12 protein-coding genes are annotated in these 13,874 nt (G+C 72.5%); 3 read left to right on the top strand and 9 right to left on the bottom strand.

The features are described 5' to 3' along the window. Positions 1-42: 42 nt before the first annotated feature. Complete coding sequence (gene gdhA / locus AMOR_RS22470; protein ID WP_248354346.1) at positions 43-1,395, top strand: NADP-specific glutamate dehydrogenase; 1,353 nt, start codon at positions 43-45, stop codon at positions 1,393-1,395. A 533-nt stretch (positions 1,396-1,928) separates the two neighbouring features. Further along, on the top strand, positions 1,929-3,857 hold the full coding sequence (locus AMOR_RS22465) for a S41 family peptidase (protein WP_248354344.1): 1,929 nt from the start codon (positions 1,929-1,931) through the stop codon (positions 3,855-3,857). A gap of 103 nt (positions 3,858-3,960) precedes the next feature. Here the strand turns inward: AMOR_RS22465 and AMOR_RS22460 are convergent, their stop codons facing one another. Continuing rightward, positions 3,961-4,368, bottom strand: coding sequence for a response regulator (locus tag AMOR_RS22460; protein ID WP_248354343.1), 408 nt, complete (start codon positions 4,366-4,368; stop codon positions 3,961-3,963). A 220-nt stretch (positions 4,369-4,588) separates the two neighbouring features. Here AMOR_RS22460 and AMOR_RS22455 point away from each other — a divergent pair, with 220 nt between their 5' ends. Further along, positions 4,589-4,795, top strand: coding sequence for a hypothetical protein (locus tag AMOR_RS22455; protein ID WP_248354340.1), 207 nt, complete (start codon positions 4,589-4,591; stop codon positions 4,793-4,795). 15 nt (positions 4,796-4,810) lie between these two features. Here the strand turns inward: AMOR_RS22455 and AMOR_RS22450 are convergent, their stop codons facing one another. The 8 genes from AMOR_RS22450 to AMOR_RS22415 all read right to left on the bottom strand — a co-directional run bounded on the left by AMOR_RS22450 (position 4,811) and on the right by AMOR_RS22415 (position 13,818). Beyond that, positions 4,811-6,547, bottom strand: a complete 1,737-nt coding sequence (locus AMOR_RS22450) for a DUF2339 domain-containing protein (protein ID WP_248354338.1) — start codon at positions 6,545-6,547, stop codon at positions 4,811-4,813. 45 nt (positions 6,548-6,592) lie between these two features. Beyond that, positions 6,593-7,804: an NrfD/PsrC family molybdoenzyme membrane anchor subunit gene (gene nrfD, locus AMOR_RS22445; protein WP_248354336.1), complete on the bottom strand. Its 1,212-nt coding sequence runs from the start codon at positions 7,802-7,804 to the stop codon at positions 6,593-6,595. Continuing rightward, positions 7,804-8,616 carry a 4Fe-4S dicluster domain-containing protein gene (locus tag AMOR_RS22440; protein WP_248354334.1) on the bottom strand — a complete coding sequence of 271 codons (813 nt, stop codon included), beginning with the start codon at positions 8,614-8,616 and terminating at the stop codon, positions 7,804-7,806. Before AMOR_RS22440 ends, nrfD begins: the two co-directional genes overlap by 1 nt. Positions 8,617-8,631: 15 nt before the next feature. Next, on the bottom strand, positions 8,632-9,093 hold the full coding sequence (locus AMOR_RS22435; RefSeq protein WP_248354332.1) for a cytochrome C: 462 nt from the start codon (positions 9,091-9,093) through the stop codon (positions 8,632-8,634). A 507-nt stretch (positions 9,094-9,600) separates the two neighbouring features. Beyond that, the gene (locus AMOR_RS22430) at positions 9,601-10,701 is read right to left on the bottom strand and encodes an ABC transporter ATP-binding protein (protein WP_248354330.1); all 1,101 of its coding nucleotides are present in this window, start codon (positions 10,699-10,701) and stop codon (positions 9,601-9,603) included. A 13-nt stretch (positions 10,702-10,714) separates the two neighbouring features. Further along, the gene (locus AMOR_RS22425) at positions 10,715-11,548 is read right to left on the bottom strand and encodes a carbohydrate ABC transporter permease (protein ID WP_248354328.1); all 834 of its coding nucleotides are present in this window, start codon (positions 11,546-11,548) and stop codon (positions 10,715-10,717) included. 2 nt (positions 11,549-11,550) lie between these two features. After that, positions 11,551-12,510 (bottom strand): carbohydrate ABC transporter permease, encoded by a 960-nt coding sequence (locus AMOR_RS22420; RefSeq protein ID WP_248354326.1) that lies wholly within the window; start codon positions 12,508-12,510, stop codon positions 11,551-11,553. A gap of 6 nt (positions 12,511-12,516) precedes the next feature. Further along, positions 12,517-13,818: an ABC transporter substrate-binding protein gene (locus tag AMOR_RS22415; RefSeq protein WP_248354324.1), complete on the bottom strand. Its 1,302-nt coding sequence runs from the start codon at positions 13,816-13,818 to the stop codon at positions 12,517-12,519. Between the last annotated feature and the right edge of the window lie 56 nt (positions 13,819-13,874).

The raw sequence follows: 13,874 nt of genomic DNA, 5'->3' as shown, positions 1-13,874 counted from the left end.
CTTTCGGGCAGGGATCGCGCCCACAACCGAAAGGAAGCAGCGATGACGACCAAGATGGACGAGCGGCTGGAGACGATCTACCAGGACGTGCTGAAGCGGAACCCCGGCGAGGTGGAGTTCCACCAGGCCGTGCGCGAGGTGCTCGAGACGCTCGGGCCGGTCCTCGCGAAGTACCCCGAGTTCCGCGAGCGCAAGATCATCGAGCGGATCTGCGAGCCGGAGCGGCAGATCATCTTCCGCGTGCCGTGGCAGGACGACCGCGGCGAGGTCCAGATCAACCGCGGCTTCCGCGTGCAGTACAACAGCTCCCTCGGCCCGTACAAGGGCGGCCTCCGCTTCCACCCGTCCGTCTACCTCGGCATCATCAAGTTCCTCGGCTTCGAGCAGATCTTCAAGAACGCCCTGACCGGCCTGCCCATCGGCGGCGGCAAGGGCGGCTCCGACTTCGATCCGAAGGGCAAGTCGGACAACGAGATCATGCGGTTCTGCCAGAGCTTCATGACCGAGCTCTGGCGGTACATCGGCGAGCACACCGACGTGCCGGCCGGCGACATCGGCGTGGGTGGCCGGGAGATCGGCTACATGTACGGTCAGTACAAGCGGCTCACCTCGAGGTACGAGGCGGGCGTGCTCACCGGCAAGGGGCTCGACTACGGCGGCTCCCTCGTGCGCACCGAGGCGACGGGCTACGGTGCCACGTTCTTCGTGCAGGAGATGCTGAAGGCGCGCGGGAACGACTCGTTCGAGGGCAAGACCTGCGTCGTCTCCGGCTCGGGCAACGTCGCGATCTACACGATCGAGAAGATCGCCCAGCTCGGCGGCAAGATCGTCGGCTGCTCGGACTCGAACGGCTACATCCACGACGAGAAGGGCATCGACCTCGAGCTCGTGAAGCAGCTCAAGGAGCGCGAGCGGCGCCGCATCAAGGACTACGTCCAGTATCGCAAGCACGCGCGCTACGTGGAGGGCGGGAACATCTGGGAGATCCCGTGCCAGGTGGCGATGCCGTCCGCCACGCAGAACGAGATCAACGGCAAGGACGCCGCGCTCCTCGTGAAGAACGGCTGCATCGCGGTGGGCGAGGGCGCGAACATGCCGACCACGCCCGAGGGCATCAAGGTCTTCCTCGACGCGAAGATCGCCTACGGCCCGGGCAAGGCCGCGAACGCCGGCGGCGTCGCGACGAGCGCCCTCGAGATGCAGCAGAACGCCTGCCGCGACAGCTGGACGTTCGAGTACACCGAGAAGCGCCTCGCGAACATCATGAAGAACATCCACCAGACCTGCTGGGAGACGGCGGAGGAGTTCGGCGCGACGGGCAACTACGTGGTGGGCGCGAACATCGCCGGCTTCATCAAGGTCGCGAAGGCGATGGTCGCGCACGGGCTGATCTGATCTAGCGAGGGCTGCGCCCCTCCCCCCACCCTGCGTGCGGGTTCCGCGCCGGCGTCTCCTTCTGGAGGCGCCGGCGCTCTTCCTTGACGCGACACGTCACCCGAGCGCGAACCCGCGGGCTGGGCTCGTGACGCCGTCCCCTGGCGCAGGGCCCGCGGCCCGTCAGGCGGCGCCCCGTGCCCGAGTCAGATCGAGGTGAGGGTCAGGCTCCAGCTCGCGGGCGGGATCGGGGTCCGGCAACGGCTCGGGCCAAGGCCGACGGGCCGCGGGACCGGGGTCGCGGGCACGGAGACGCTCGGGTTCGGGTGCGGCGCGTCACGCACAGGTCCCTACGCCGATCCGGCCGCGTTCTCCGCACCTGCAACCACATTCCCCTCCATCGATCCCGGACCGTCGGTCCGTGGTCGGTCGATTTTCGCTGCCCACCTACACTTTCCGACAACCAACAGCGGAATTCCGGCGAGGCCGGGAGCCGTTGGTGGGGATGCAGCAGCGACGTTCGAGCAGGCGCCGCTTCGCACATCCGCCCACCGATGACCACCGCGCTCCTCCTCCTCGCCACGGCCCTCGCGACCGCCGCCCCCGCGCCGGCCGCGCGCGCCGCCGACGCCCTCGCGACCGCGGCTCCGGCCGCCGTCGCTCCGGCTTCCGTCGCGACGTCGACCGTCGCGCCGGACGCTGACGCGTGCCGGAGCGTCGACGAGCTCGAGACGCCCGCCTCGTGCGGCGACGCCCCGCTCTGCTCGGCGCGCAAGCGGGTCCGGATCGCGTGCGAGCTCCGCGACGCGATGGAGTCGCGCTACGTGTTCGAGTCGGTCAAGGCGCGGATGCTCGCCGCCGACGGGCGCCCCGCGTTCGACGCGCGGCGTCACCTCGAGGCGTGCGCCGCGGCCGAGCGCGCGATCCCGGCCGAGGACGATCCGCTCCGCTTCTACGACCGCATGCGCCGCTGCACCGCGGCGTTCGAGGACGGCCACCTCATCCTGACGGTGCCCCGCGGGATCCCGCAGGTCGCGCTCGGGGTCTCGCTCCGGCTCACCGCCGACGGCCAGGTCCGCGTCGCGCACCGGGACCCCGGCCTCGTCACCGCCCTGGACGCGGTCTCGCGCGCGACCGGCGCGCCCGGGTCGGCCGCGCTGGCCGTCGGCACCCGCGTCGTCGCCGTCGACGGCCGGCCGGTCGAGGCGCTCGTCGACGAGCTCGGCCGGTACGTCCCCGCGTCCTCCGAGGGCGCGCGGCGCGAGCGGGCGGTCGACGCCCTCACCCGCCGGAGCTTCGCGTTCCCCGCGCGCCGGACCGCCACCCTCACGGTCGAGCGCGGCGGCTCGACCGAGGACGTGACGCTCACGTGGTGGCTCTCGCCGGGCGGCGAGACGCACCCCCTCACGGTCGCCTTCGCGCGCCGCACCGGCGTTCGCTCGAGCGCCGTCGTGGACTGGCGCCCCGAGGCGAGCGGCGCCTGGCTGCGCGACGGCGACGCCGAGGGCCTCGTGCGCGGCGATCCCATCGTCCCGCCCGACGACGCGGCGCGCCTCCAGGCCTGGCGCGGCGACCGCGGCCAGCTCGCGGTCCGCCTCGGCGACGCCACGCCCCCCGGCGCCCCCCGGTTCTGCTACGCGCAGATCCTCACCTTCCACACCGAGACCCTCGCCACCGGCGACGAGGCCGCGCGCCCGTTCCCGGCGGTCCTCGAGGACTTCGTGCACGACTGCGCGGAGCGCCACCTCGATCTCGTGCTCGACCTGCGCCAGAACGAGGGCGGCTACATCAACCACTCGACGGCGCTCGCCGCCCTCCTCACGCCCCCGAACCAGACGTCGCCGGGTGGCGTGCTCCTCCTCCGCGCCACGGCGCAGACCGAGCGCGTGTACCGCGAGCGGGCTCCGATGCTCGGCGGCGAGCCGACCGGCGCGCCCGCCCAGGAGAGCTCGGAGCCGCAGAGGATCCTCCGCGCCATCGAGGACGCCCGCCGGGATCGTCGCGAGTTCACGCCGGCGTTCTTCGACCCGCCGCTGCGGTCGTCGGCCGAGTTCGGCGGACGGGTGGTCGCCCTCGTCTCGCCGACCTGCATGAGCGCCTGCGATCGCATCGCGGCGATGCTGAAGGGCGCCGGCCGGGCGGTCCTGGTCGGCGGGCCGACCGAGGGGGCCGGCGCGAGCCAGCAGGAGGCGCGCGGCCTCTCGGTGCGGTGGTCCGACGCGGACGGTCTCCTCGCCGTCGCGATCCCGAACGCCGCGATGGGCGTCCAGCCCGCGCCTTCCGGCGGCGCCCGCGACGCCACCGCGGACGAGTTCTTCGCAGCGCTCGCGTTCGAGAACCGCCCGGTCGAGCCGCAGGTGCATTACGCCACGCGCCTCGAGGACCTCACCGGTCACAACCGCGGCTGGCTCGAGCAGACGGTCGCGGCGCTGCGGGTCGCGCCGGCGGTCGCCCACGCGCCGGATCCCACCGCCGCGCGCTGAGGAGCACCTGCGAACGTTCCCTCTCTCTCCCGGGCAGAGGGCAAGGGTGAGGGCTCGGCTCGGCGACGGGTTCGGGCCGCGCCGCAGCGCTCGGCGGCGAGCTTCACTTTCCCGGACTCTCGGCGGCGGCGTGCTTCGAGAGCGCGCCATCCACCGCGTCGGCGAGCGCCGCCGGCGTGGCTGGCGCCGGGACGAACACGTCGACACCGGCGGCCGTGAAGCCGACCCGGGTCCGCGCCGTCGCCGTCCCGACGATCACCGCGTCCCGGAGCGCGCGGGTCGCCGACGCGCGGATCATCGACACGAGCTGCGCGCCCGAGATCCCGGGCAGGTCCTGATCGACGATCCAGGCATCCGGCGGGCGTGCGGCCGCGAGCCGCAGCGCCAGGTGCGCGGCCTGGACCGCCGTCGCGGCGAACCCGCGGCGGACCAGCGCGGCGACGATCGCGGCGCCGCGCTCGCCGCTCGGGTCCGCGACGAGCACGGTCCGGTACGCGAGCGCGTCCGTCATCACCATGATCGACAGATGGGCACGCTCGCCTGCCCGGACACCGCCCGTCCGGGGATGGATTCCGCCGCAGCTCCGGGTCCATGCCCGGGGTCACCCGCTGGAGCGGCGCCGTTCGGGCGGGCCGCATGAGAGCGGTGTCGGCGCGCCCCCGTCGAGGAAGACGATGCTCCGACGTGCGCGGCGCAGCGTTTCCCGCTGGAGCGCGCGCGGCGGAGGCCACATGGCAGGGATCGTCGTGTCGGGGCGGATGGCAGTCCTGTTCGACAAGGTGGCGCTCGACGTCGGCGGCGATGGCCAGGAGCTGGTGGACGGGTACCGGTGCCGGTGGTGCGACTGGACGTACGTCGTGGACGACCCGAAGCTCATCCCGGATCACGAGTGCCACGGCGCATCCGGGGTGCAGGGCAAGGCGCGCGCCGGGGCTTGACGCGCGCCCGGACGCTCAGGTCGCGTGGGCAGGCCGCGGCCGCCGCCGGATCCGCGGCACGAGGATGAGCGCCGCCCCGTAGCAGGCGAAGCCGGCGACGAGCGTCGCCGGCCGGCCGCGCGGCAGGTCCTCGAGCAGGATCTTCGCGCCGATCGCCGCGAGCGCAGGGACCGCGAGCCAGCCCGCCTCGCTCCACGCGTCCCGCCGTCCGAGCCACGCCGCGCCGAGCGCGACCGCGACGAGCGCCGCCGTCCGGACCGCGGCGACGGCGCCGGGCGCCGCGTCGCGCCCCGGCGAGCCGGCGACGATCGGGACGACCCAGCCGATCACGACGCCCGCGGCGCAGGCCGCGACCGCAGCGACGAGCGCGAGCTGCGGGAGCCGCTCGACCGCTCGACCGCGGTCGACGCCGGCGCAGAGCCAGGCGGTCGCGGCGGCGGCGACGAGCGCCGGGACCGCGACCGCCGGCGCCGGCGTCCACGGCGACCAGGGCGACGCGACGATCGCCTCGGCCGCGTGCGCGAGCAACCCGGAGGCGCCGGCGGCGACGAGCGCGTAGGCTGCGGCGTGGCCCGCGAGCGTCCGGCGGTGGAGGCGGCGGGCGAGCGCGGCCGCCCCGATCGCGAGCCCGGACGACGCGATCCCCAGGGCGGGCGCCGGCAGCAGGAGCGCGACGCCGGCGACGAGGAGGAGGAGGGCGAGCGACGCGTAGAAGACGAAGTTCCCCCGGTGCTGCTGGTGCCGCTCGACGAACGCGAACGCGACGCCGTACGCGGCGAGGCCGAGGACCACGGCGGACGCGCCGAGCCCGACCGACCCCATCCCGGACCGGAGCGCGACGACCGCGGCGCCGCCGAGGCCGACCGCGATCGCGGCCACGCCCTGCACGATCTCGAACGGCACGACGCGGCGCCCGAGCAGCAGCGTGCGCGTCGCGATGCTCCCCAGGTACGCCGCGACGAGCACGACCTGGATGGCGAGGGCCGCGACCGGCCCCTCCGCGGCCCCGGTCAGCGCACGGAACGCGAGGATCGTCACGGCGAGGTCCGCCGCCGCCGCGACCGGGCTCCGGAGCGCGTGCCAGTCGAGGACGTACGCGATCCAGAGCGTCCCGACGCCGAGGGCGACGAGGTAGAGCGCGGGCGGGACGAGCCGGCCCGTCACCCCCGCGAGCGCGGCCGCCGCCACGATCCCGCCGAGCGTCACGATCCAGGCGAGGGCCTGGAGCCGCCGGCGGATCGCCACCGCGAGCGCCGCCCCGGTGAGCGCGGCGAGCAGCGCCGACGCGAGCGCCGGCGAGAGGAGCCGGAAGCGCGACGCCGCCTCGACCACGAGCGGGAACCCGATCATCACCGCCGCGGCGCCGTGGAACCCTGCGCTCGCGCCGCCGCCGGTCCGGCCGGCGCGGTCGGCGAGGGCGATCCACGTCCCCGCGTAGGCGAGGCCGAGCGCGACGCCGAGCGCGCCGGGGAGCGTGCCCGCGTCGGTGAGCGCCCGGAGCACGAAGGCGCCGGCGAGGACGAGGAGCGTCCGTCCGACGAGCGAGACGCTGCCGACGGCCGCGGCGAGGTCGGAGCGGGCCTGCGCGACGTCCGCGTCCCGCGCCGCCGCCGCCGGCCGCGGGCGCGGGGGGCGCGGGGCGGGCGCCGCGGCGGCCGCGCGCTCCAGGGCGCCGAGCCGCTCCTCGATCCGCCGCAGCGCCTCGTCCTGCGCCGCGAACCGCGCCTCGAGCTCCGAAAGCCGATCCGGCACGACCCCCTCCTCCGGGCGCCGCCGCTCCGGCGGCGCCCGCGACCTCTACGCGGTGCCCGGCGACGCCTCCGGGGCGGACTCCGGCGGGTGCGCCGGCGGAGCTGCGGCCGGCTCGATCGGCAGCACGCGATCGAACACCCACAGCAGCACGAACGGCAGGATGAACAGCGCCACCGCGACGAGCACGCCCTCGCGGTCGAAGAGCTGCGGCGTGTAGCCGGAGCGGAGCCCGCGGAAGGACTTCGAGAGGAGCTGGCCGCCGATGACGACGTTCCAGCGCATCGAGAAGACCTGCACGAGGAGCAGGATCGATGCGACCACCGAGAGCGTGTTCCGCACCCGATCGTGCAGGTAGCGGTTCATGAGCACGACGATGGCGAGGAGGATGAGCGGGATGAGGCTCCCGACGATCATCTGCATCGAGATGAACGAGAACTCCAGCCGCGTGGTGAGGAGCTGCGAGATGATGTGCCACGCGTCGGACTTCTCGTACGCCAGCAAGACGATCTCGAGCAGCTCGAGCGTCACCGTCAGGATGAGGAAGAACCAGAGCCAGCGCGCCATCGCCTGGACCGTCTCGCGCTCCACGGCCCGCCGCCAGAGCTTGGCCGTCACCTGGTACAGGATGACGAGGAGCGCGATCCCGGAGACCGCGGCGGACAGCAGGAAGATGACCGGCATGAGCGGCGTCGACCACCACGGGTTCGCCTTGATGCCGCCGAAGATGAAGCCGACGTAGCCGTGCAGCATGCACGCGGCGGGGAGGCCGATGCCGGACAGGATCTTCACGGCGCGGTGATCGACCTCGAGCGCCTCCGGCGAGGTGTCGTAGGTGCCGAGGGCGAGGACCGCGTAGACGAGGCGCTTCACGCCGCGGCTCCGCCGGGCGGTCTCGATGATCTCCCGCCGGTGCACGAACCACACCTCCAGGCACAGGATCACGAGATACCCGGAGTAGAGGAACCCGAACCCGGCCATCGCCGAGGAGAGATTCGGGGTGACCATCACGTACCAGCTCCGCTCCGGGTGGCCGAGGTGGAGGTTCAGCGGGAACGTCGCGATGGCCATGAAGCAGAAGGAGGTCGCCATCGCCAGGCGCGCGACGGGCTCGAACTCCTTCTTGCCGAAGAGGTGGTAGAGCGCGGTGACGATGAACGCTCCAGCCACGAAGCCCGTGATGTACGGGTACATCACGATCATCAGGCTCCAGTGGACGTGGATGTCGTTCGGGAAGGCGTAGCCCGTGATCTCCGGCATCACCGCACCTCCTTGTCGAGGCCGAGGTAGTAGCACTGCGGCTCCGTGAGGAGGTGCGGTTGCAGCACCTCCACCCGGCCGCGCGCGATGGCGAGGCGCACCGGATCGTCCTCGCGCTGCATGTCGCCGAACCGACGCGTCCCGGTCGGGCAGACCTCGACGCACGCCGGCTTCATGCCCTTCGTGATCCGGTGGTAGCACCAGGTGCACTTCTCGGCGGTGTGCGTCGTCGGCGACAGGAACCGGCTCCCGTACGGACAGGCCTGCACGCAGTAGCCGCACCCGATGCACCGCTCGCCGTCGACGAGCACCACCCCGTCCTGCGTCCGGTACGACGCGCCCACCGGGCAGACCTGGACGCAGGGCGTCTCCTTGCAGTGGTTGCACATCTTCGGGACGAAGAACGACTTGGTGGGCGTGAACGGCGTCTGGATGGGCGGGAAGCCCTCGAGACCACCCTTCGGCGAGTCCACGTGCGACGCCTCGGGGGAGACGAGGTAACGCTCCACCCAGGTCCGGACGAAGCCGTCGGGGACGGCGTTCTCCGCCTTGCACGCGCGCACGCACGAGCCGCAGCCGATGCACTTCTCGGTGTCGATGAGGTACGCCCAGCGGTGCTGGGTCCAGTCGTAGCCGTCGGCCACGTGGTCCGCCCCGCCGTGCTCCGCCGCGCCGACGGGCACGCCGGCGAGGAACACCAGCACGCCGCCGCCGAGCCGCAGCGCGCCCGCAAGGAAGTCGCGCCGGCCCACCGGCCGCGGCGCCGGGTCGGGCGCCGGCGCGGGGGCGTCGCCTCTCGTCGTGTCGTCCATCGAGCCTCTCCTCTCCTAGAGCTTCGGGCTGTGCGGGTCGTGGCACTCGATGCAGGCCTTGCCCTCGACGCCGCCCTGGTGCTGGCCGAGATCGATCTGCGGGAAGCCGGCGGGGCGGCCGTCGATCTTGCGGTGGCAGCGGGCGCAGAGCGTGAACGAGCGGTCGATCCGCATGTCCGCGATCTTCGTCGTGCCCTTCGCGTGCTGGGCGAGCGGCGCGTGGCAGATCTCGCAGGACACCTTCGCGTGCGCGCCGGCGCCGACGGCCTTCAGGCGCTCCGCGTGGCAGGCGCCGCACGACGCGGCGCCGCCGTGCTGCGGGACGCGGGCGGCCGCCTGCTCCGCCACGTTGTCGAAGCGGTACGGCCCGTAGGCTCCGTACGACCGCGGCACGAGCAGCGACCGCCCGAGCACCACGACCACCACGGCGACCAGGAGAAGGAAGAAGACTCGGAAGACGTGCCGGGCGGACTCCATGTCGGCCTCCTCAGGGCGGGTCGAGCGGCTCGGGCGCGAACAGCCACCGCAGCCACCGGCCGCGGCGCCGCGGCGTCGCGGGTCCGGACGCGGGCGGAAGGGTCTCGACCGCGAAGAGGAGCCGGAGCGCGCCGCGCCTCGCACGCGGCGGTCGCTCCGGCTCCCTCGCGAGCGGCTCCGGCGCGAACAGGAAGCGCGCGACTCCGCGGGTCGTGCGCGGCGGCGCCAGGGTCCGCTCGGGTGGCGGCGGTAGCGGCTCGAGCGCGAAAACCTTGCGCAGTTGCGAAAGAATCGCGGCCGCTTTTTTCGTCACGAAGGAAAAGCAATCACAACGACCGCAGGCGACGCAATACCCCCCAATCCCTCGTACCTCCGGGAATATTCGCTCTGACCCAGGTCCTCTCGCGCGGATCCCCGGGTAAACATGCGTCAATTGACGCACTGGGTGCGCGAGAACGCGCAGGTCCACGATTGATCCACGTCAATCAATTCTCTGCCACTTTAGGGCTACTGCGAAGCGCGCTCGACCGCGAGTCCATCCGGCCCGAACAGATGGCACCGGCGCGCCTCGACACCGACGGTGACCGGCTCGTCCGCGGCCGCCGCGGCGCCACCCTCTCGCCGCGCGACCAGCGTCTGGTCGCCGGCGCTGCGGAGGTACACGTACGTCTCCGCGCCGAGCCGCTCGACGACGAGGACGCGCCCGGAGATCGCAGCGTCGCCCTGCCCCCCGAGCATGACGTCCTCCGGCCGGACGCCGAGCGTCACCTTCGTGCCCGGGGCCAGCGCCGGCGCGGTCGGGGCGACGGGGACGGTCACCTTCGTCCCGCCCGGCAGCACGACGGCGAGCGCGCCGGGCCGGGCCGCCTCGACCGCAGCCTCGAGCAGGTTCATGCGCGGCGACCCGATGAACCCCGCGACGAAGAGGTTCCGCGGGCGCCCGTACAGCTCGAGCGGGCTCCCCACCTGCTCCACGCGCCCGGCCTGCAGCACGACGATGCGGTCGGCGAGCGTCATCGCCTCCACCTGGTCGTGCGTCACGTAGATCATCGTCGCGCCCAGCCGGTCCTTGAGGCGCGCGATCTCGAGGCGGGTCTGCACGCGGAGCGCGGCGTCGAGGTTCGAGAGCGGCTCGTCGAAGAGGAACACCTTGGGCTCGCGGGTGATCGCGCGCCCGATGGCGACCCGCTGCCGCTGGCCTCCGGAGAGCGCCTTCGGCTTGCGATCCAGGAGGTGCTCGATCTGGAGGATCCGCGCCGCCTCCCGCACGCGCTGGTCGATGGTCTCGCGGCGCGCCTTCGCGAGCTGGAGCCCGAACGCCATGTTCTCGTACACCGTCATGTGCGGGTAGAGCGCGTACGACTGGAACACCATGGCGATCCCGCGCTGTGACGGCAGCGCGTCGTTCACGCGGGCGCCGTCGATGAAGAGGTCGCCCGACGTCACGTCCTCGAGTCCCGCGATCAGCCGGAGCAGCGTGGACTTCCCGCAGCCGGACGGCCCGACGAACACGACGAACTCGCCGTGCGCGACGTCGAGATCCACCGCGTGGATCACCTCCGCCGCCGCGAAGGACTTCGACACGCCCCTCAGCTCGACCCGCGCCACGTGAGCCTCCTCCCTACCCCTTCACGGCGCCCGCGGTGAGCCCGGAGACGATGCGGCGCTGGAAGATGAGGACCAGGACGACGAGCGGCACGGTGACGATCACCGAGGCCGCCATGACGCGCCCCCACGGCAGCTCGAACTGCGACGCGCCGCTGATGAGCGCGATGGCGACGGGGACGGTGCGGCGCTCGTTCGAGAGCGTGAAGGTGAGCGCGAACAGGAACTCGTTCCACGCGGCGATGAACGCCAGCAGGCCGGTGGTCGCCAGGGCCGGCCACATGAGCGGCAGGAAGACCCGCGTCACGAGCGTCCTCGGCCGCGCGCCGTCCACCAGCGCCGCCTCCTCCAGCTCCTTCGGCAGCTCCCGCATGAACGTGGTGAGCACCCACGTCGTGAACGGCAGGGTGAAGATCATGTACGAGAGCGTGAGCGAGAGCAGGTTGTTGTAGAGGCCGAGGGCGCGGATGAGCTCGAACATCCCGGAGAGCACGGCGACCTGCGGGAACATCGAGACCGAGAGGACGACGAGGAGCAGCGTGGCCCGCCCGCGGAACTGGATGCGGCCGAGGGCGTAGCTCGCCGTGATGGCGAGGCCGAGGGAGAGCGCGACCACCGTCGTCGCCACGAAGACGGAGTTGAGGATGTTCCGTCCGAAGGGCTGCTCCCGGAAGATGCCGACGTAGTTGTCCCACTCCGGGTGGCGCGGCAGCGGCTCCACGACGTAGAGCGCGCTCCCCGCCTTGAGCGACGAGACGATCGCCCAGTAGAACGGGAAGACCGTGTAGACCACGATGACCGCGACCAGCAGGTAGAAGAGGATCCGGCCGACCACCCTGCGCGCACGCATCGTCACTTCTCCGTGAAGCGGACGCGGCCCGCCGTGATGTAGATGACGGTGAACACCGCGACGACCAGGAAGAGGAAGGTCGACGCCGCCGAGCCGTAGCCGACGTCCTGGAACTCGACGAGCTGCTGGCGGGCGTAGATCGCCATCGACGCGGTGTACCGGCTGTTGCCCGTGAGGACGTACGGGAGATCGAAGATCCGGAGGGCGTCGAGGGTCCGGAAGATGATCGCCACCATGAGCGCCGGCCGGATGAGGGGCAGCGTCACGCGCCAGAACACCTTCCGCGCCGGGATGCCGTCGACCCGGGCGGCCTCGTAGATCTCCCCGGGCAGGAGCTGCAGCGCCGCGAGGATGAGGAGCGCCATGAACGGCGTGGTCTTCCAGACGTCCACCGCGATGACCGCGAACAGCGCCAGGCTCGGGTCGGCGGTCCAGGCGTGCGGCTGGTGGGTGATCCCGACCGCGAGGAAGACCGCGTTCAGGACGCCGTAGAGGTCGTTGTACATCCAGTTCCACATCTGCGCGGAGACCACCGTCGGGATCGCCCAGGGGATGAGGACCGCGGCGCGGAGGAGCCCCCGGCCAGGCAGGTGGGCGTTCAAGGTGAGGGCGATGACCATCCCCAGGATCGTCTCGAGGGTCACGGAGACGAGCGCGAAGACGACCGTGTTCAGCACCGCGCGCCACCAGTCGCCGTCGCTCGCGAGCGCGGCGAAGTTCGCCATCCCCACGAGCTCGTGGCCCTCGAGGTTCGAGAGGTTCGCGTTCGTGAACCCGAAGTAGATGGTGCGGAGGAGCGGCCAGCCCGCGACGGCCGCGAGCACGGCGAGCATCGGCAGCACGAACAGCCAGGCGGCGTTCCGCCGCTGCCGGGTCAGCCGCGAGGGCGCCGCGGTCGGGCGCGCGCCCGGACGGACCGGGTGCGCGCCGGACGGCGCCGCCGCGGGCGGGATCGCGCCCATCCGCCCCTACCACTTCCCGCCGCGCGAGAGCCGATCGAGCCCCTTCGAGAGGCGGGCGAGGCTGTCCTGGGCCTTCGAGCGCCCCGTGAGCGTCTCGTGCACCGCGTTCCAGAACTCGCTCGAGACCTGGTTGTACTTCGCGCCGGTCACGCGCGACGGCCGCGCCACGGCGCTCGTGAACGTGTCGAGCAGCTCGCCGAAGAACGGGTTGGCCTTGAGGATCTCCTCGTCCTTGTAGAGCGCCGGCCTCGTCGGGTTGAGGCTCGCGGTGAGCGCGGCGCGCTTCTGCTCCTCGGGGCCAGTGAGCCACATCGCGAGGTCGATCGCCGCCTTCTGGTTCTTCGAGTACTTGTTCACGGCGAGCTGCCAGCCGCCGAGCGTGCCGGTGTGCTTCCCGTCCGGTCCGCCCTTCGGCAGCGGCGCGACGCCGACCTTCCCCTTCACCGGGCTGTCGGCGGCCTGCGAGAGCGCCCACGCGTACGGCCAGTTCCGCATGAACACCGCGTTGCCGGACTGGAACCCCCCGCGCGCCTCCTCCTCCGCGTAGTTGAGGACGCCCTCGGGCGAGATGGTCCTGATCCAGGACGCCGCGAGCGTCAGCGCCTGCGCCGCCTTCGGGTTGTCGATGGTCACCTTGCCCTTCGGGTCGACGATCTGTCCGCCCCCGAAGCTGTCCACCCACTCGAGGGCGTTGCAGGTGAGCCCCTCGTACGCGCGACCCTGGAAGACGAAGCCCCACATGCTCGCGTTCCCGGCCTTGCGCTCGCCGTCCTGGACGAGCTTCGCGGTCTCCGTCAGCTCCTGCCAGGTGGCCGGGACCTTGCGCCCGTACTTCTCGAGCAGGTCCTTGCGGTAGTAGAGGAGCCCCGCGTCCGTGAACCACGGCAGCGCGACGAGCTTCCCGCCCACGGTGTTCGCCTGGATGATGGCCGGGAAGTGCTGGCCGATGACGTCCTTCGGCACTGCCTGGCTCAGGTCCGCGAGGTGCTGCGCGAGGAGCCCGGGCCACACGACGTCGATGCGGAGCACGTCGATGTCGCCGGACTTGGACGAGAGGAGCTGCTGGTACTGCGCGAGGATCTCGTTGCTCTCCTTCGGCGTCGAGACCACGCGCACCTGGTTGCCGGTCTTCTTCGCCCAGGCCTCAGCGCCGCTCTTGCAGAGGTCGAACTCGACCCCGACCGAGCCGCACGCGATGGAGACCGTGGCACCTCCCTGCGCCGAGGCGGTACCCGCGGAGAGGACACCCGCCGCGAGCCCCGGGACGAGCAGCGCGTGGACGAGGAGGGCGAGGCGACGAGCGAGCATGGGGATCTCCTTTCGAGGGCGGCGCGGCGGTCGCGTCCGGAACGACCCGCGCGCGG

The sequence above is a fragment of the Anaeromyxobacter oryzae genome (assembly GCF_023169945.1).
In the GTDB taxonomy this organism is placed as follows: Bacteria; Myxococcota; Myxococcia; order Myxococcales; family Anaeromyxobacteraceae; genus Anaeromyxobacter; species Anaeromyxobacter oryzae.
This window is presented reverse-complemented; position numbering and strand designations above follow the sequence as displayed.